The sequence below is a fragment of the Streptomyces siamensis genome (assembly GCF_039543605.1).
Lineage (GTDB): Bacteria > Actinomycetota > Actinomycetes > Streptomycetales > Streptomycetaceae > Streptomyces > Streptomyces siamensis.
Genome location: NZ_BAABKB010000002.1, coordinates 1129938 through 1146721, shown reverse-complemented (window position 1 = coordinate 1146721; position 16784 = coordinate 1129938). Strand labels below are relative to the sequence as shown.

At 70.8% G+C, this 16784-nt stretch carries 19 protein-coding genes; 14 read left to right on the top strand and 5 right to left on the bottom strand.

Annotation, left to right across the window (positions count from 1 at the left end):
* Nucleotides 1-25 precede the first annotated feature (25 nt).
* The 3 genes from lipA to ABEB03_RS07795 all read left to right on the top strand — a co-directional run bounded on the left by lipA (nucleotide 26) and on the right by ABEB03_RS07795 (nucleotide 2267).
* A complete protein-coding gene (gene lipA / locus ABEB03_RS07805; protein WP_345643345.1) occupies nucleotides 26-991 on the top strand; it encodes a lipoyl synthase in 966 nt (321 codons plus the stop codon).
* Between the two features lie 293 nt (nucleotides 992-1284).
* Nucleotides 1285-1482, top strand: a complete 198-nt coding sequence (locus ABEB03_RS07800) for an SCO2195 family GlnR-regulated protein (protein WP_095933835.1) — start codon at nucleotides 1285-1287, stop codon at nucleotides 1480-1482.
* Nucleotides 1483-1565: 83 nt separating this feature from the next.
* Entirely contained in the window at nucleotides 1566-2267 is a 702-nt protein-coding gene (locus ABEB03_RS07795; protein WP_345643340.1) for a DUF4191 domain-containing protein, read from the top strand.
* Nucleotides 2268-2543: 276 nt separating this feature from the next.
* Here the strand turns inward: ABEB03_RS07795 and ABEB03_RS07790 are convergent, their stop codons facing one another.
* Nucleotides 2544-3011, bottom strand: a complete 468-nt coding sequence (locus ABEB03_RS07790) for an RDD family protein (protein WP_345643338.1) — start codon at nucleotides 3009-3011, stop codon at nucleotides 2544-2546.
* A gap of 199 nt (nucleotides 3012-3210) precedes the next feature.
* Between ABEB03_RS07790 and glnA the strand changes: the two genes are divergently transcribed.
* The 3 genes from glnA (at nucleotide 3211) to pspAB (ending at nucleotide 6405) form a co-directional block, all read left to right on the top strand.
* Nucleotides 3211-4620, top strand: a complete 1410-nt coding sequence (glnA, locus tag ABEB03_RS07785; RefSeq protein WP_095933838.1) for a type I glutamate--ammonia ligase — start codon at nucleotides 3211-3213, stop codon at nucleotides 4618-4620.
* A 257-nt stretch (nucleotides 4621-4877) separates the two neighbouring features.
* Nucleotides 4878-5798 (top strand): zinc metalloprotease HtpX, encoded by a 921-nt coding sequence (gene htpX, locus ABEB03_RS07780; protein WP_095933840.1) that lies wholly within the window; start codon nucleotides 4878-4880, stop codon nucleotides 5796-5798.
* Between the two features lie 22 nt (nucleotides 5799-5820).
* On the top strand, nucleotides 5821-6405 hold the full coding sequence (gene pspAB, locus ABEB03_RS07775; protein WP_345643331.1) for a PspA-associated protein PspAB: 585 nt from the start codon (nucleotides 5821-5823) through the stop codon (nucleotides 6403-6405).
* 47 nt (nucleotides 6406-6452) lie between these two features.
* Here pspAB and ABEB03_RS07770 read toward each other — a convergent pair whose 3' ends face one another.
* Nucleotides 6453-6743 (bottom strand): hypothetical protein, encoded by a 291-nt coding sequence (locus tag ABEB03_RS07770; protein WP_345643328.1) that lies wholly within the window; start codon nucleotides 6741-6743, stop codon nucleotides 6453-6455.
* A 277-nt stretch (nucleotides 6744-7020) separates the two neighbouring features.
* On the opposite strand from ABEB03_RS07770, the gene ABEB03_RS07765 reads away from it, so the two are divergent.
* Both ABEB03_RS07765 and ABEB03_RS07760 read left to right on the top strand, forming a co-directional pair.
* Nucleotides 7021-7590: a DUF1269 domain-containing protein gene (locus tag ABEB03_RS07765; RefSeq protein ID WP_345643324.1), complete on the top strand. Its 570-nt coding sequence runs from the start codon at nucleotides 7021-7023 to the stop codon at nucleotides 7588-7590.
* A 75-nt stretch (nucleotides 7591-7665) separates the two neighbouring features.
* Nucleotides 7666-8391: an alpha/beta hydrolase gene (locus tag ABEB03_RS07760; protein WP_345643321.1), complete on the top strand. Its 726-nt coding sequence runs from the start codon at nucleotides 7666-7668 to the stop codon at nucleotides 8389-8391.
* Between the two features lie 43 nt (nucleotides 8392-8434).
* Here the strand turns inward: ABEB03_RS07760 and ABEB03_RS07755 are convergent, their stop codons facing one another.
* Nucleotides 8435-9790: a DUF2252 domain-containing protein gene (locus tag ABEB03_RS07755; protein ID WP_345643317.1), complete on the bottom strand. Its 1356-nt coding sequence runs from the start codon at nucleotides 9788-9790 to the stop codon at nucleotides 8435-8437.
* 5 nt (nucleotides 9791-9795) lie between these two features.
* On the bottom strand, nucleotides 9796-10272 hold the full coding sequence (locus ABEB03_RS07750) for a hypothetical protein (RefSeq protein WP_345643313.1): 477 nt from the start codon (nucleotides 10270-10272) through the stop codon (nucleotides 9796-9798).
* 177 nt (nucleotides 10273-10449) lie between these two features.
* Between ABEB03_RS07750 and ABEB03_RS07745 the strand changes: the two genes are divergently transcribed.
* On the top strand, nucleotides 10450-11646 hold the full coding sequence (locus tag ABEB03_RS07745) for a winged helix DNA-binding domain-containing protein (protein ID WP_345643310.1): 1197 nt from the start codon (nucleotides 10450-10452) through the stop codon (nucleotides 11644-11646).
* 57 nt (nucleotides 11647-11703) lie between these two features.
* Here the strand turns inward: ABEB03_RS07745 and ABEB03_RS07740 are convergent, their stop codons facing one another.
* Nucleotides 11704-12012, bottom strand: a complete 309-nt coding sequence (locus ABEB03_RS07740) for a hypothetical protein (protein ID WP_345643307.1) — start codon at nucleotides 12010-12012, stop codon at nucleotides 11704-11706.
* A 164-nt stretch (nucleotides 12013-12176) separates the two neighbouring features.
* Here ABEB03_RS07740 and ABEB03_RS07735 point away from each other — a divergent pair, with 164 nt between their 5' ends.
* The 5 genes from ABEB03_RS07735 (at nucleotide 12177) to ABEB03_RS07715 (ending at nucleotide 16752) form a co-directional block, all read left to right on the top strand.
* The gene (locus ABEB03_RS07735; RefSeq protein WP_345643304.1) at nucleotides 12177-12536 is read left to right on the top strand and encodes an arsenate reductase family protein; all 360 of its coding nucleotides are present in this window, start codon (nucleotides 12177-12179) and stop codon (nucleotides 12534-12536) included.
* A 128-nt stretch (nucleotides 12537-12664) separates the two neighbouring features.
* A complete protein-coding gene (locus tag ABEB03_RS07730; RefSeq protein WP_345643301.1) occupies nucleotides 12665-13363 on the top strand; it encodes an RlpA-like double-psi beta-barrel domain-containing protein in 699 nt (232 codons plus the stop codon).
* A gap of 354 nt (nucleotides 13364-13717) precedes the next feature.
* On the top strand, nucleotides 13718-14746 hold the full coding sequence (gene glnII, locus ABEB03_RS07725; protein WP_345643298.1) for a glutamine synthetase: 1029 nt from the start codon (nucleotides 13718-13720) through the stop codon (nucleotides 14744-14746).
* Nucleotides 14747-14878: 132 nt separating this feature from the next.
* A complete protein-coding gene (locus ABEB03_RS07720) occupies nucleotides 14879-15802 on the top strand; it encodes a DUF6891 domain-containing protein (protein WP_345643295.1) in 924 nt (307 codons plus the stop codon).
* Between the two features lie 329 nt (nucleotides 15803-16131).
* The gene (locus ABEB03_RS07715) at nucleotides 16132-16752 is read left to right on the top strand and encodes a winged helix-turn-helix domain-containing protein (RefSeq protein ID WP_345643292.1); all 621 of its coding nucleotides are present in this window, start codon (nucleotides 16132-16134) and stop codon (nucleotides 16750-16752) included.
* Nucleotides 16753-16784 lie beyond the last annotated feature (32 nt).

Here is a 16784-nt window from a genome sequence, read left to right as displayed (position 1 = left end):
TCAGAGCAATCAGCAGGGAGCCGATGTGTCCGCAGTCGCACCCGACGGACGCAAGATGCTGCGCCTGGAGGTCCGCAACAGCCAGACCCCCATCGAGCGCAAGCCCGAGTGGATCAAGACCCGGGCGAAAATGGGCCCCGAGTACACGAAGATGCAGAGCCTCGTGAAGAGCGAGGGGCTGCACACGGTCTGCCAGGAGGCGGGCTGTCCCAACATCTACGAGTGCTGGGAAGACCGCGAGGCCACCTTCCTCATCGGCGGTGACCAGTGCACCCGGCGCTGCGACTTCTGCCAGATCGACACCGGCAAGCCCGAGGCGCTCGACCGTGACGAGCCGCGCCGCGTCGGCGAGTCCGTCGTCACGATGGACCTGAACTACGCGACCATCACCGGCGTCGCCCGCGACGACCTGGAGGACGGCGGCGCCTGGCTGTACGCCGAGACGGTCCGCCAGATCCACGCCCAGACGGCGGGCCGCGAGGCCGGCCGCACCAAGGTCGAGCTGCTCGCCCCGGACTTCAACGCCGAGCCCGAGCAGCTCGCCGAGGTCTTCTCCTCGCGCCCCGAGGTCTTCGCGCACAACGTCGAGACGGTCCCCCGGATCTTCAAGCGCATCCGCCCCGGCTTCCGCTACGAGCGCTCGCTCAAGGTCATCACCGAGGCCCGTGACTACGGTCTGGTCACGAAGTCGAACCTGATCCTCGGCATGGGCGAGACCCGCGAGGAGATCAGCGAGGCGCTCCAGCAGCTGCACGAGGCAGGTTGCGAGCTCATCACGATCACGCAGTACCTGCGCCCGTCCGTGCGCCACCACCCCGTGGAGCGCTGGGTCAAGCCGCAGGAGTTCGTCGAGCTGAAGGAGGAGGCCGAGGAGATCGGCTTCTCCGGCGTCATGTCGGGCCCGCTGGTCCGCTCCTCCTACCGGGCCGGCCGGCTGTACCAGATGGCCGTCGAGAAGCGCGGCGCCTACGTCGCCTCACAGGCGGTCTGACACGCCCGACGGCATGATCGAAAACACGAGCGGTGGCACTGAGTGCCACCGCTTTCGTGTGAATCCGCGCACAAGCAACGTCCCCCTCGCCACGGACCGTTCACAGCCGTCCCGACCGTCCCCGCAGATGGGGCCACCATTTGGGCCGCGTCAGGATGCGCGCCCTTCACATCAAGGCTTCATTGGTGTTTGACCGGTCGGTCACGCCCTGGTAACACCAATCAGTGACCCTGGTCTTACGCCACGTACTTGCTTTTCACGAAAGCAGCCGATCCCGAGGGGGGACCCCCATCATGCAGGCCGCGCCGGTACGCGCCACCGCCATTCCGTCGTTCACGGATGCACTCCGTGCCGTCGAGTCGATCCTCATGAGCGGCGGCCAGCGCACGGCCCGCCGCAACGCCTGGACCTCCGTCCTGGAGGACCGCCGCCGGGCCAAGGACCGGGTCGAGGCACAGCGCGTGCTGGAGTCCGTGGCCACCCGCCGCTAGCCCCCGTCGGCCGCCGGGGCCGGGAACCGCGGGCCCCGGTACTGCCGTCGTCGGCGCTCGTCGGGCCACGTAGACTTCGTGGCATGGCGAGGAAGGAACCTGCAGCGGACGCTGCGAACCCCGGGCGACTCAAGCAGATCGCCCTGACCTACAAGATGACCCGCAAGGCCGACAAGAAGATCGGTCTTGTACTCGCGGCTGTCGGAATCGTCACCCTCGGTGTCTTCCTCGCGATCGGCTTCTTGTTCGGCCACCCGATCTATCTCGGCATTCTCGGCCTCCTGCTGGCCTTCCTCGCGACGGCGATCGTCTTCGGACGCAGGGCCGAGCGGGCCGCCTTCGGGCAGATGGAGGGACAGCCGGGAGCTGCGGCGGCCGTGCTGGACAACATCGGCCGTGGCTGGACCACGACTCCGGCGGTGGCGATGAACCGCAGCCAGGACGTGGTGCACCGCGCGGTCGGCAAGGCCGGCATCGTGCTGGTCGCCGAGGGCAATCCGAACCGGGTCAAGAGCCTGCTGGCCGCCGAGAAGAAGAAGATGGCGCGGATCGTCGCGGACGTCCCGGTGCACGACATCCTCGTCGGTGACGGCGAGGGCCAGGTGCAGCTCAAGAAGCTCCGCACCACGATGCTGAAGCTGCCCCGCGTACTCTCCGGCCCGCAGGTCACCGCGACCAACGACCGGCTGCGCGCCATGGGCGACCTGATGAGCAACATGCCGCTGCCCAAGGGGCCGATGCCCAAGGGCATGCGGATGCCGCGCGGCGGACCGAAGGCCCGCTGACACCCCTCCTACGAGAAAGGGGCGCCCGGAGTGATCCGGGCGCCCCTTTTTGTCGTACGCAATGACTCGTGCCGAGCCCTTCGGTGAGCGGAGCCTGCCGTGCGGGACGGAAGTCCTCGGACCCTCACGGGGCGCGGCGGTCGTCCTGGCGCGGCCCTCGCCGTGCGCGCCGGACCCCCGTCGCGCTTTCGTCGTGAGCGGTGGGCCGGCCGCCCTGCCCCGTCGCCTCAGGGGGTACGGGGTCGCCCGCCGCCGGAGCGGCGGCGGGGGCCGACGTCAGATGCGGACCTCGACCGTGCGCGCGAGGCGGTCGTGCAGACCCCGGCCGTCGCGGTCCCAGATCAGGGCCGGAACGGCCACGCAGACGAGCGCGCTGCGCAGCAGGGCGCGCAGCGGGTTCAGCCGGCCGCCGCCCTCGGGTACGACCCGCAGGCCGAACAGGCGCTTGCCCGGGGTGAAGCCGACCGTACCGACGGTGAGCACGCTGAGCGCGAAGAAGACGAGCAGGGCCCAGTTGCCGGTAGCCTGGTCATAGCCGTCGGTGAGCAGTCCGTATGCGATCAAGAGGCACAGCCCCCAGTCCACTGCCAGGGCGCCGAGGCGGCGGCCCGGGCGGGCGATGGAGCCCGGCCCGTGCTCCGGCAGACCGAGCTGCTGTCCCCGGTATCCGAAGTCGACCCCGGCTTCCTCCGCGGCCGCGCGGGGGCCGGAGAGCCACGATCCGATTGCTTGCCTGTTGTCCACCCGTCCACGGTACTGTGCCTGTTTTGGCATCCGGACAGGAGGGGCCGGACCGACCCGCGTCGGTTAACTTGGGCGAAACAAATGGGTCACGCTGGAGAAATCCCCCGTCCCTATGGTCGGCCCCAGCGTGTGCCACCGCACTGGCCGCACGAACGAACTACCACCCCGGTCCACAGTGGGCGGGAGTAGGAGGAGCTGGATGTTCCAGAACGCCGACGAGGCCAAGAAGTTCATCGCGGACGAGGACGTCAAGTTCATCGACGTCCGCTTCTGCGACCTGCCGGGTGTGATGCAGCACTTCACGGTGCCGGCGGAGGCCTTCGACCCGGCCGAGGAGCTTGCGTTCGACGGCTCCTCGATCCGCGGCTTCCAGGCCATCCACGAGTCCGACATGGCGCTCCGCGCCGACCTGTCCACCGCGCGCGTCGACCCCTTCCGCCGCGACAAGACGGTCAACATCAACTTCTTCATCCACGACCCGATCACGGGCGAGCAGTACTCCCGTGACCCGCGCAACGTGGCGAAGAAGGCCGAGGCCTACCTCGCGTCGACCGGTATCGCCGACACCGCGTACTTCGGTCCCGAGGCCGAGTTCTACGTCTTCGACAGCGTGCGCTTCCAGACCTCCGCGAACGAGTCCTTCTACCACATCGACTCCGAGGCCGGCGCCTGGAACACCGGTGCGCTGGAGGACAACCGCGGTTACAAGGTCCGCTACAAGGGCGGCTACTTCCCGACCCCGCCGGTCGACCACTTCGCCGACCTGCGTGCGGAGATCTCCCTCGAGCTGGACAAGCAGGGTCTCCAGGTCGAGCGCCAGCACCACGAGGTGGGCACCGCCGGCCAGGCCGAGATCAACTACAAGTTCAACACGCTGCTCGCCGCCGCCGACGACCTGATGCTCTTCAAGTACATCGTGAAGAACGTCGCCTGGCGCAACGGCAAGACCGCGACCTTCATGCCGAAGCCGATCTTCGGCGACAACGGCTCGGGCATGCACGTCCACCAGTCGCTGTGGAGCAACGGCGACCCGCTGTTCTACGACGAGGCGGGCTACGCGGGCCTCTCGGACACCGCCCGCTTCTACATCGGCGGCATCCTGAAGCACGCCCCCTCCCTCCTCGCCTTCACCAACCCGACGGTGAACTCGTACCACCGTCTGGTGCCGGGCTTCGAGGCCCCGATCAACCTGGTGTACTCGCAGCGCAACCGCTCGGCCGCCATGCGTATCCCGATCACGGGTTCCAACCCGAAGGCCAAGCGCGTCGAGTTCCGCGCGCCCGACTCCTCCGGCAACCCGTACCTCGCCTTCTCGGCCCTTCTCCTCGCGGGCCTCGACGGCATCAAGAACAAGATCGAGCCGGCCGAGCCGATCGACAAGGACCTGTACGAGCTGGCTCCCGAGGAGCACGCGAACGTCGCTCAGGTCCCCACCTCGCTCCCGGCCGTCCTCGACTCCCTCGAGGCCGACCACGAGTTCCTCCTCCAGGGCGACGTCTTCACGTCCGACCTGATCGAGACGTGGATCGACTTCAAGCGCACGAACGAGATCGCCCCGCTGCAGCTGCGCCCGCACCCGCACGAGTTCGAGCTCTACTTCGACGTGTGAGCCGACCCCGGCACCGTCTGCACACGGAGCCCCGCCCCTGCCTCCGGGCAGCGGCGGGGCTCCGCCGTTCGTCCGGCGTGGGGGCGAGAACTTCCGGACGCGGACCCCGCCGTTCCGAGCCCCCTGCCTCTGTGCGAGCCCGCCCTCCGGGGCCCGCATTCCTTTGCATTCCATGGGGTCGTTCGGGCCCTGTTCATGGGCGGGTGCGGGCGCACAATGGGAAGCGGGACGAGTGCCTGACTGCGGGGTGATGCGCGATGCAGAGCCGGTTCCGGAGTGATCGGCGGCTGACCGTCCGGATGACGGTCACGTTGTTCCTGCTCGGATTGCTGTACGTGGCGTTCGTCGCCGCGCTGATCGTGTTGCTGAAGTCCTGGGTGCTGGTCGTCGTCTTCGCGGCCGGGCTGCTGGGCGCCCAGTACTGGTTCTCGGACCGGATCGCGCTGTACGCGATGCACGGGCGGATCGTGGAGCGGGAGCAGTACCCCCAGCTGCACGGCGTCGTCGACCGGTTGTGCGCGGTGGCCGACATGCCGAAGCCGCTGGTCGCGGTGTCCGACCTGGACATGCCCAACGCCTTCGCCACCGGACGCAACGCCGACCACGCCGTACTGTGCGTGACCAGCGGGCTGCTGCGAAGGCTCGAACCCGACGAGCTCGAAGGCGTCCTGGCGCACGAGCTGTCGCACGTGGCGCACAAGGACGTGGCGGTGATCACCGTGGCGTCGTTCCTCGGCGTGATCGCCGGGCTGATCGTGCGGTTCGCCTTCTACTCCGAGCTGTTCGGGCGGGGGCGCAAGGACCAGAACACGGTCGCGATCTTCGCGATGGTGATGGCCGTCTCCGCGGCCGTGTACGCCATCAGTTTCCTGCTCATCAGGGCGCTGTCGCGCTACCGCGAGCTGGCCGCCGACCGCGCCGCGGCCCTGCTCACCGGACGGCCCTCGGCGCTGGCGTCCGCGCTGACCAAGGTCACCGGGGACATCGGCCGGATCCCCACGAAGGACCTGCGTACCGCGCAGGCCTTCAACGCCTTCTACTTCACGCCCGCGCTCGGCGCCGAGCCCGGTTTCGCCAAGCTGTTCTCCACGCACCCGAGTCTGGAACAGCGCCTGGAGCAACTGGCCCGCATCTCCGCCGAGCTGGGCGAGCCCGCGGCGCCCGGTACGACCGCCTGAGACTCCCGGAAAGGCCATCTGCATGGGGTTCCTGGACATCCTGCTGGGTCGCACCAAGCCCGTGGCGCCCGATCTCGACCAGCTCTTCGGGCTGCCGTCGGCGGCCGTGACCCTTCAGGCCGCCGCCGGGTTCACCCCGACCGGGACGGGTGCGGTGTGCTTCGCGAGCGTCGAGGGCGCGGCCTTCGCCGAGGCGCACCACGAGGTGCAGGCGCTGCTCGACGCCGATGCCGGGCGCACCGGGCCGCCCGTCGAGCTCGTCCGCGACGAGTACGGGTACTCGTGGCTGGTCTCCCGGCGGCAGCCCGACGACCTGCCCGCGCTGGTGAGCGATCTGCACGCGGTCAACAGCGCCCTGGAGGGCACCGGCTTCGGCCCACAGCTGCTGTGCTCGGTCGCCGCTTTCGAGGACGCCGGGCAGCGGCGGCTCGGACTCGTCTACCTCTACAAGCGCGGGACCTTCTACCCGTTCGCGCCGCTGGCCGGTACGGGCCGGCGGCGCGACAACGCGCTGGAGCTGCAGGTCAAGGCGGTGCTCGCCGACGACCTGCGGATCGAGCAGGACCTGGGGCGCTGGTTCCCGATCTGGGGCGCCCCGGGTCTGTGACGGTACGGATCCGCGCGGGGCGGGATCCGTCGACGGCCCGGGCGGGCCTACTTCTGGCGCTCCTGGCGGCGTGCCTCCAGAGGACGCTCACGACGGTAGCGGCGCTCCCACTTGGCCTGACGGTCACGGCGGTCACGGTAGGCGCGGTAACTCGTGTCCGTGCGGCCGGCGGAACCCCCGGCGGGGGCCCCGTTCGAGGACGCGGCGGACGTGCTCTCCCCCGTGCGGCCGTAGCGGACGTACAGGAAGAGCAGGGCCACCGCCGCGAGCCAGAGGACGTGGTCGGAGAAGCCCATGACGACCAGAACCAGGGTCGCCGAGACGATCAAGGTGCCCATGACGGGACTCCTTGGGATGCGTGGATGGCGGGTCTTGACGTGCTGGTGGGGTGTGCCGACGAGGCGCTGGGGGTGGGCGGCCGCACGTCGGTGCGTAGAGAGTAGCCCCGTGTCCGCCGACTGATGCCTGTCCGGCGGCAAGCGGTGCAGGGCAGCTCCGCGACGCGTGTCCAGCGTAGGGACCGGGCCCGGGCGTACGCATCCGGATTTCTCCCGACTGCACCCCACCCCGTACCGCTATAAAGTCGAACGAACTCGACATAAGGGGTGCCTTCGGATGAGCAATCTGTTCGTCATCGCGTACAACGAACTCGCCACCGCCAACCAGGTGCGGGAGAAGCTCTTCGAGCTGTCCAAGCAGCACCTCGTCGAACTGGAGGACGCGGTGGTGGTCGAGCGGCGCGACGACGGAAAGATCAAACTCCATCAGGCCGTCAGCCACACGGCCGTGGGCGCAGCCGGGGGTGCGCTGTGGGGCGGCGTGATCGGACTGCTCTTCCTGGCGCCGCTGCTCGGCGCTGCGGTGGGCGCGGCGGCCGGTGCCGCCGGCGGCGCGGTCACGGACACCGGCATCAACGACAACTTCATGAAGGACCTCAGCCAGAACCTGCGGCCGGGCGCCGCCGCTCTGTTCGTGCTCGTCAAGCAGGCCGCCGCCGACAAGGTGGTCCCCCAGATCGCCGAGTTCGGCGGCCAGTTGGTGCAGACGTCGCTGAGCCAGGAGCAGGAGGACGCGCTGCGCGAGGCGATCGCCGCCGCACGGGCGAAGAGCGACACGGCGGCACACGCGCAGAGCGACACCACCACGCGGGCCGGGGCCGACACCGCAGCGCCCGCTTCCTCCTGAGCCCGCTCCCGCCTCCTCCCGAGCGGCCCGGAGCCCTGTGCCGAGGCGGCACGTGCGGCATGCGTAAATGGGGGGATGCTCTCCTCCTTCACGCACCACCACGACGGTGAACGACTCAGCTGTGTCAGCGGCGGAGGCGACCGGAGCGGTGACGGGGTCGCCACCGCCGTCCTGCTGCACGGCGCGGGCAACGGCAGCAAGGAACGACTGCTCCCGCTGCTCGGCGACTTCGTGGCGCGCGGCTGTCGCGCACTCGCGCTCGACTTCTCCGGACACGGCGAAAGCACGGGCGCGCTCAAGGAGTTGAGCCTTCGGCGGCGCTTCGAGCAGGCCGTCTCCGTCATCGACGCGGGCGTCCCCGCGGACGGAGAGCTGATCCTCGTCGGCTTCAGCATGAGCGGGCAGACCGTGGCCGATCTCGCGGGGCACTACAAGGAGCGCGTCGCCGCCGTCGGGCTGTGTGCGCCGGCCGTGTACAGCGCGGAGGCGTGGCCGCTCCCGTTCGGCGAGGGCGACAGCCTGTTCAGCACGATCATCCGCACCCCGGACAACTGGCGTACGGCGCCCGCACTCGACGTCCTGCGGGCCTACGCGGGCCGTGCGGTGCTCGCCGTGCCGGGCACGGACGCCGTGATCCCGCCCGCCGTGACCGAGGCCGTGACGGACGCCCTGTCGGCGAGGGCCCGGTTCACCCGCTTCGACGTGCCCGACGCGGAACACAGGCTCGGTCTGTGGTTCCACGACCATGCCGAGGACCGGGCACGGTTCGTCGACCTCGTCCTCGCCGACCCGGCCCGCTGACCGGGACGGCGGACCCGCCGCCGGGTGGGCCGCTCGCCCCCGCTCAGACGCCCGGGGCCGCCCGGACCACCCCGGCCGCCACGGCCGCGCCGAGGGCCGCGTGGTCCTCGACGGTCCGGTCGGCGTAGCGCAGCGCGAAGTCGGCGACGGCCCGGTCGAAGGTGTCGGAGGTGCCCAGGTACGAGGCGATCGCGATGCGGTCGCCGGAGCGCGCGTGCGCGCGGGCCAGGGTGGTGCCGCACAGCCCGGCGTAGATCCGCAGGACGACCGGGCTCATGCCCGCGACGTCCGCCGAGGTCTTCATGTCGCGCAACTGCCGCCAGTAGTAGGCCCGGTCCTGCGGCCCGCTCATCCAGCCGAGGAAGATGTCGCTGGCGGCCTGGAGCAGTCGCTGCCCCGCGACGACCCGGTGTCCCGGGTGCACGTAGGGACCGCTGGGCAGGTGCTCCTCCAGGACGGACCGGCCGGCCTCCTTGATCTGGAGGAACAGCGGGTCGGTCATGTCACGGCCGGTGAGCAGCACGATGAAGCACCTGGTGCCGACGCTGCCGACACCCACGACCTTGCGGGCGGCGTCCACGAAGCGATAGCGGTCCAGGAGCAGGCGGCGCTCCTCGGAGAGCGTGGAGCGGTAGTCGCTGAAGATCTTGCGCAGCGACGCCATGTCGGGGGCGCCGACCGCCTCCAGCAGGGGCGGGTCCTGGACGATGCGCGGGCGTCCGTCGACGATCTCGGTGAGCTTGCCCAAGGCGTGCAGGCTGGTGCGGCGGCGGGCCCGGGTGAGGCTCGACTCGACGCGCTTGCGACGCCGGGCCGTGGGGGCCAGCGGGAGCAGCTCCGCGGCGTCGACGCGGGCGTACCAGACGGCGAGTTCGCCCTGTTCGGCCAGGCGTCGTACGGCCCGGCGGTACTCGCCCGCGGCGGTCATGGCCGCGGCGTGGGCCTCCGCCTCCTTGTGCCCGTTCTCGCGGGCGGCGACCGCGACGCTGGCCGCGAGCCGTTTGACGTCCCACTCGAAGGGGCCGGGGAAGGTCTCGTCGAAGTCGTTGAGGTCGAAGACCAGGGCGCGTTCCGGGGAGGCGTACACGCCGAAGTTGAGCAGATGGGCGTCGCCGCACAGTTGCACCATGAGGCCGGTGTGCGGGTGTGCGGCGAGGTCGGCGGCCATCACGGCGGCGGAGCCGCGCAGGAAGGCGAACGGGGACGCCGTCATCCGCCCGTACCGGATCGGCAGCAGCTCCTGGAGCCGGTCGCGGCCCTGCCGTTCGAGGACGGCGACGGGATCGGGACGGTCGGCGGCGGGTATCCAGCCGGCGTGCGAGGAACGGGGGACGCGCTTGCGCGCGGCCTTGCCCCCTGCCGCCCGGTCGGCGGGGCCGGGGGCACCGTTCCGGGCCACGGCCGTCAGTACCGCACTGCGCGGGCGACACCGGCCGTGACGTCACCGGAGAGCGAGCGGTTGGTGCGGGCGGTGGCGTCCTTGGAGGCGCCCTTCGCCACGTCGCTGACGGTGACGACGGACACGCCGAGGAGGTTGCCGTCCTTGTCGCGGAAGTCGACCTGGACGACGTAGGACTTCGTCGCGGAAGCCGAGTTGGTGGCGGTCAGCTTGACGGTGGCCCGTCCGTCGGCGTCGGACGTGACCTTGCCGTCGAGCTTCACGTCGCCCTTGGCGTCGACGCCGTTCTTGACGTCGTCGAACTTCTGGCCGGCTTCGGCGGTCGCGGAAGCCAGGGCGTCCCCGGCCTCGGACGCGGCGGACGCGGCCTTGGACACGGCACCGGAGGGGCTGTCGCCCTCCGAGCAGCCTGCGAGGAACACGGCCAGGGCCGTCGTCGCGGTCGCCGCCAGGATCAGCCCTCGTACGCCGTGCCCGTGCATCGCGTCTCCCGATGTGCTCCTCGTCCTGCGGATCCCGCGTCTCGCGGTCGCCTCAGTCAATGCCGACGGCAGCGTGCGCGCATGCGGGATACGGCGAAACGAGTGAGTCGCTCCCGGTGACGGCCGGGTGTTCGAGAGGATGGGATCACAGGGTTCAGGGGACCGGCTGGAGGCGGCGTGAGCGGACGACGGCGGCACATCGATACGGCGGAACGGCTGGCCCGGCTGGGCCTGCGGCAGAGACTGGCGGTCACCGCGCGGGCGGCACGGCCCGAGGAGGTCGCCGACTGTCTGGTCGCGCTGCACGGCACCGATCCGGCGACGGTGTACCTCGCGGTCGGCGCGCGGCTGGAGGACGCCGGGAAGACGGTGGCGGAGGTCGACCGGGCGCTGTACGAGGACCGGACGCTGGTGCGGATGCACGGCATGCGGCACACGGTGTTCGTGTTCCCCACGTCCCTGGCGGCGGTGGTGCACGCCTCGACGGGGCTCGCCATCGCCGCGAAGGCCCGCGCGGGGCTGGTCAAGGAGATGACCACCGGCAGCGACGGACGGCTGACCGAGGAGTGGCTCGCCGAGGTCGAGGCGTCCGCGCTCGCCGCGCTGGCCCGTCGCGGGCAGGCCACGGTGAACGAACTCACCCGGGACGAACCGCGGTTGAAGGAGCAGTTCACCTACGGTGCCGGGAAGAGCTACGAGAGCCCGCAAGCCGTGTCGTCCCGGCTGATGCGGGTGCTCGGGGTGGAGGGCCGGGTGGTGCGCGGACGTCCGCTCGGCTCGTGGACGTCGAGCCAGTTCCGCTGGGCGGTCGCTCCGCCGCATCCCGAACTGCCGCCCGCCGAGGCCCAGCCGGATCTGCTGCGCCGCTGGCTGCGGGCGTGCGGGCCCGCCACCGAGGGCGACCTGAAGTGGTGGACGGGGTGGAAGGTCACCGATGTGCGGCGGGCCCTGGCAGCGGCCGGGGCGGTGGCCGTGTCGCTCGACGACGGCGCCACCGGCTATGTCGCCGAAGGCGACGAGGAGCCCGTCGACGCGCCTTCGACGCCCTGGGCGGCCCTGCTGCCCGCCCTCGATCCGACGGCCATGGGCTGGCAGGAGCGGGACTGGTACCTGGCCCCCGGTCTGCGGCCCGCCCTCTTCGACCGCAGCGGCAACGTCGGTCCGACGGTGTGGTGGAACGGGCGGGTGGTCGGCGGCTGGGCGCAGCGGCCCGGCGGTGAGGTCGTGTGGCGGGTGCTGGACGACCGGGATGTGGGGCGCGAGGCCCTGGACGCGATCGCGGCCGAGGCCGCGCGTGCGCAGGCCTGGCTGGACGGGACCCAGGTGACCCCGCGCTTCCGGACGCCCCTGGAGAAGGAGTTGTCGTCGGGGTGAGTCCGGTGCCGGGTGCCGGGTGCCGCCGCGCGATGCGGCGGCACCCGGCGGCGGGCGTCAGCGGGAGTACTTCATCAGCGCGCGCACCATGTGGCACGTCGTGTCGGACGGCGCGTGGACGCCGATGAGTTCCGCGGTGCTTCGTATCGTCTCGTTGCGGGCCTGGTTCGGCACGTAGACGCCGGAGTCGAGCAGGGCGATGGCCAGACGCATCGCCTTGAGCCGACGGTTGTGCGTGACGTACCACTCGCGGGGACGGCCCGGCGGCAGCGGGCGCTTCTCCACGGGCTCGTACGGCAGGTCCAGCAGGACCGTCCTCCTGGACGTGGACTGGGTGGGCAGCGGCTTCAGTGCGGCAGCGGGCACAGGCATCCTCCTGTCGCGGTCAGGGAGCCGTCCGGACGTCCCGGCGACACCCTCGAACACTGCTTCTATTCTACTGCCGGGCACTGACAAAAGCCGCTGGCCACAGGGCTCTTGGGGACCCCGTGACGCCTGTGGAAACCGATGTCTGGCGTACCGTGTGCGGCATGGAGATCTGGATCAATCCGGCCTGTTCGAAGTGCCGCAGCGCGCTCACCCTGCTCGACGCCGAGGGCGCGGACTACACCGTCCGCCGCTACCTGGAGGACGTGCCCACCGAGGACGAGATCCGCGAGGTGCTCGACCGGCTGGGGCTGGAGCCGTGGGACATCACACGCACCCAGGAGGCCGACGCCAAGGAGCTGGGGCTCAAGGACTGGCCGCGGGACGCGGAGACGCGGGACCGGTGGATCACGGCGCTGTCGCAGCACCCGAAGCTCATCCAGCGGCCGATCATCACCGCGGACGACGGCAGCGCCGTGGTGGGCCGCACGGAGGAGTCCGTACGGGACGCCCTGTCCCGGTAGCCCTCGGAGCGGCCTGACCAACTCGGCTGTGACCTACGTTACTTGAGTGACTGCGGTAACCGTTGAGTAACCCTGTTCGGCATCTCGTACATAGCGGCGTAACGCTCCACCTCACCCAGGAGGCGCGCATGTCGCGTAGGAGAACTCTCAGCACGAAGAAGAAGATCGCGCTGTTCGTCAGCGCGGCGACCGTGGCCGGCGGCGGGGCCTTCGCCCTGGCCGCCACGTCCAACGCGGCGCCGGTGCAGAACGCCCAGAACTCCACGGTCTGCCAGGGCCTGGCCACCGCGCTCGGCAACAACCAGAAGTTCATCGAGGGGCAGCGGGCCAACCCCGACGCACAGTCTCAGGCGCGGATCGCCAACCGCGAGGCCGTCATCGAGCAGATCAAGGTTCAGCAGAAGGCGTCCGGTTGCGCGGTCGGGGAGTCGGCTCAGGGCTCCCAGGCCGGAACGCAGCCCGCGCAGTCCGCGCCCGCGCAGTCCGCACCCGCGAACAACGGCGGTGGCGCGAACAACGCGGGTGGCGGTGCGAACAACGCCGGCGGTGCGAACAACGGGGGCGGCGGTGCCGGCGGCGGCCAGCAGGTCTGCAACGGCTCGACCGTCACGCTCTCCGGTGAGGGCGGCGCCCCGGCCGCCTCCAGCAACCAGTTCCCGGCGGGGACGAAGCTGAAGGTCACCAACCTGGACAACAACAAGTCCACCACCGTGGAGGTCACCTCGGTGTCCGGCAGCTGTGTGCTGCTGAACAACGCCGCCTTCGAGCAGGTGCGGGAGCCCGGGAAGTTCCTGATCCGCAGGGCCGTCATCGAGAAGGTGGGGTGACGCGGAGAACGGGTCGAAGGCCCTGCCGCTCCGGGACGGGGGCGGCAGGGCCGACACGTGTCCGCACATCCCCGGGTGTCTCCGCACCCCATCGCATACGAGCCGTCGTACGCGACGCGTCCGCGACAGCACGGGCCGGCGGTCGCGGACGCGAACACTCCCGCACGGGCACCCGCACCGGGCGGGTGGAGTGACACCGGGCACACACAGCTCAGGTAACACGGGGTTCACATTCGGGCAATGATCGGGAAATCGCCTGTTGACAGGCTGCCCGCATCCCTGGCGGCGCCCCAGTGCCGCAGCGCCGCAGCACCCGCAAGTGCGCCTAGAGACACACCCCGAAGGATGTGGCCCGTGACCTTCAAGGCTGAGTACATCTGGATCGACGGCACCGAGCCGACGGCCAAGCTCCGTTCCAAGACGAAGATACTGGGCGACGACGCCAAGGGTGCGGACCTGCCGATCTGGGGCTTCGACGGCTCCTCCACGAACCAGGCCGAGGGGCACGCCTCGGACCGCGTACTCAGGCCCGTGGCCAGCTTCCCGGACCCGATCCGCGGCGGCGACGACATCCTCGTCATGTGCGAGGTCCTCAACATCGACATGACGCCCCACGAGTCCAACACCCGTGCCGCGCTGGCCGAGGTCGCGGAGCGGTTCGCCGCGCAGGAGTCGATCTTCGGCATCGAGCAGGAGTACACCTTCTTCAAGGGTTCGCGTCCGCTCGGCTTCCCCGAGGGCGGCTTCCCGGCCGCGCAGGGCGGCTACTACTGCGGTGTCGGCGCGGACGAGATCTTCGGCCGCGACGTCGTCGAGGCGCACCTGGACAACTGCCTCAAGGCGGGCCTCGGCATCTCCGGCATCAACGCCGAGGTCATGCCCGGCCAGTGGGAGTTCCAGGTCGGCCCGCTGGCGCCGCTGGAGGTCTCGGACCAGCTGTGGGTCGCCCGCTGGCTGCTCTACCGCACCGCCGAGGACTTCGGCGTCTCCGCGACCCTCGACCCGAAGCCGGTCAAGGGCGACTGGAACGGCGCCGGCGCGCACACCAACTTCTCCACCAAGGCGATGCGCGAGGGCTACGACGCGATCATCACCGCGTGCGAGTCGCTCGGCGAGGGCTCCAAGCCGATGGACCACGTCAAGAACTACGGCGCCGGCATCGACGACCGCCTGACCGGTCTGCACGAGACCGCCCCGTGGAACGAGTACTCCTACGGCGTCTCCAACCGCGGCGCCTCGGTCCGCATCCCCTGGCAGGTCGAGAAGGACGGCAAGGGCTACATCGAGGACCGCCGTCCGAACGCCAACGTCGACCCGTACGTGGTGACGCGTCTGCTCGTCGACACCTGCTGCTCCGCGCTGGAGAAGGCCGGCCAGGTCTGATCCGCGCCACGGCTCCGTGAGAGGGGCGCCCACCGTCGCGGTGGGCGCCCCTCTCGCACGACGTGGTCGCGCCGACGTGCGGGCAACGGCCCGTGGACCACTGTGTCAGTGGCGCCTGCCAGTCTTGCCCCCATGGAGAACCACGAGCCGCTCGCCGTCAAGGCCGAGACGGAGAACTGGCAGAAGCACGCCCGGATCCCGGAGCAGCGACTGCGTGAGCTGGTACGACGGATCGGCGGCGAGGGCGACCACTTCCTGGTCGTGCAGCGCATACCCGACATCCCCGACGTCTTCATCCAGGTGTGGCACGAGACGGGCGGCGACTACCGGCTCGAACACCGCGATGGCCGGGAGCAGTTCTTCGGGACCGATGTGACGGACCCGGACCGGGTCGCGGACGCCATGGTGGGCTGGGCCCGTCGGCAGGACGACTGGCATGCGGGTCTCGACTGGGAACCGGTGGCGGCCGACCCCGCGACGGACGTCCCCGAACTGCCCGAGGACGTGCGCGAGGAGGTCGAGGAGCACGTACGGGAGCTGCTGCGCTGCGGGTACGACGACCGCGCCCGGCTGGCGGAGGACGCCGAGGAGTGGCTCGTGGACGGCGACGACCGGCCGGTGTCCGCGGCCCAGGCCCGGGAGCTCGTGGACCGGCTCTGGCTGGAGCGTCTGGCCGAGCAGGAGACCTGGCAGGGCCGCACGGACCCGGAGCGCCTCACCACGGCCTTCGAGTCGCTCGACGCGGACGGCATCACCGCCCGGGAGAACTTCACCTGCTGCCGCTCCTGCGGCACCGCCGAGATCGGCGGCGAGAGCCGCGAAGGAGCCCGCGGCTTCGTCTACTTCCACTCGCAGTGCACACAGAGCGCCGCCGCCGGGCACGGACTGACGCTGCTGTACGGGGGGTTCGACGGTTCGGCCGACACCACCAGGGCCGTCGGACACGAGGTCGTCGCCGCGCTCACCGCCGCCGGACTGTCCGCCCAGTGGGACGGCAGCCCGGACAGGGCGATCACCGTGACGCCCCTGTCCTGGCGCAAACGCCTGGTGGGATGACGCGGGCGAGGTCAGGATCACGCCAATCCGGCGTCCGACCCGTGGGAGGAGACTCCTGCCCGGCGCCGGGTTCTGCTTCAATGGGGTCATGGCCGGTTTCCAGAAGCACCTCGCGACGGGTCGCCATGACCTGGAGCCCTTCTGGCCTTCCCGTCAGCACCACGACTTCGACCGGGTGTGTTGCCGCGCGATGAACGCGCCGGCCCTCTAAAGCCGTACACCCCGGCCTTCGGCCAGCGCGCACGACGTACGTCCTCGACGGCCCCGACCACGAACTCGCGGTCGTCGACCTCCCCGACGAACTTCTCGCGCGAAAGAGCTGACCTCTCATGGCGACCACTCGTTCCTTCTCCTCCGTCGCGTCCTCCCCCGCCCTCGACCCCGTCCGGACGGGCGGCGGGCCGTCCGTACTTCCCGCCGGCCCCGGGCGGCACCGGCTGCGTGCCGTCGACCGGGACGAGGTGGTGGACGTCACCGAGTTCCTGCCGCCGGGCGCCACCTGGCTGCCCGCTCCCCAGCACACCCTGCCCGTCCTGCCGGGACAGCCGCCGATGATCGGCTACCTGGTCCTCGTCCCGGCGGACCAGCACCCCGCGCTGCCCGTCGCCGTGCCGGACCGGCCCGAGCCCTCGGAGGCGGCCGACGCCGGCGGCGACGACCCGCTCGTCCGCATCGACACCGTGCAGCGCACCGCCGAGGTCGACGGACGGCCGCTCGACCTCACCTACCTGGAGTTCGAGCTGCTCGCGCACCTCGTCGCCCACCCGCACCGGGTGCACACCCGCGACCAGCTGGTCACCACGGTGTGGGGCTACGGTCACGTGGGCGACGGACGGACCGTCGACGTCCATGTCGCCCGGCTGCGCCGCAAGCTCGGCGCACAGCACCGGCAGACGATCCAGACCGTGCGCCGCGTGGGATACAAGTACGCGCCTCCGACCGGGCGTTGATCCGGGTCGTGCCGCCGAGCGGCCGGCCGCGG

Coding starts and splice junctions, on each gene's coding strand:
- ABEB03_RS07750 (WP_345643313.1), bottom strand. CDS start 10,272: ATGCACGGGCACGGCGTACGAGGGCTGATCCTGGCGGCGACCGCGACG.
- ABEB03_RS07735 (WP_345643304.1), top strand. CDS start 12,177: ATGGAGATCTGGATCAATCCGGCCTGTTCGAAGTGCCGCAGCGCGCTC.
- ABEB03_RS07730 (WP_345643301.1), top strand. CDS start 12,665: ATGTCGCGTAGGAGAACTCTCAGCACGAAGAAGAAGATCGCGCTGTTC.
- ABEB03_RS07770 (WP_345643328.1), bottom strand. CDS start 6,743: ATGGGCACCTTGATCGTCTCGGCGACCCTGGTTCTGGTCGTCATGGGC.
- ABEB03_RS07795 (WP_345643340.1), top strand. CDS start 1,566: ATGGCGAGGAAGGAACCTGCAGCGGACGCTGCGAACCCCGGGCGACTC.
- ABEB03_RS07720 (WP_345643295.1), top strand. CDS start 14,879: ATGGAGAACCACGAGCCGCTCGCCGTCAAGGCCGAGACGGAGAACTGG.
- ABEB03_RS07800 (WP_095933835.1), top strand. CDS start 1,285: ATGCAGGCCGCGCCGGTACGCGCCACCGCCATTCCGTCGTTCACGGAT.
- ABEB03_RS07715 (WP_345643292.1), top strand. CDS start 16,132: ATGGCGACCACTCGTTCCTTCTCCTCCGTCGCGTCCTCCCCCGCCCTC.
- glnA (WP_095933838.1), top strand. CDS start 3,211: ATGTTCCAGAACGCCGACGAGGCCAAGAAGTTCATCGCGGACGAGGAC.
- htpX (WP_095933840.1), top strand. CDS start 4,878: ATGCAGAGCCGGTTCCGGAGTGATCGGCGGCTGACCGTCCGGATGACG.
- pspAB (WP_345643331.1), top strand. CDS start 5,821: ATGGGGTTCCTGGACATCCTGCTGGGTCGCACCAAGCCCGTGGCGCCC.
- ABEB03_RS07760 (WP_345643321.1), top strand. CDS start 7,666: ATGCTCTCCTCCTTCACGCACCACCACGACGGTGAACGACTCAGCTGT.
- ABEB03_RS07765 (WP_345643324.1), top strand. CDS start 7,021: ATGAGCAATCTGTTCGTCATCGCGTACAACGAACTCGCCACCGCCAAC.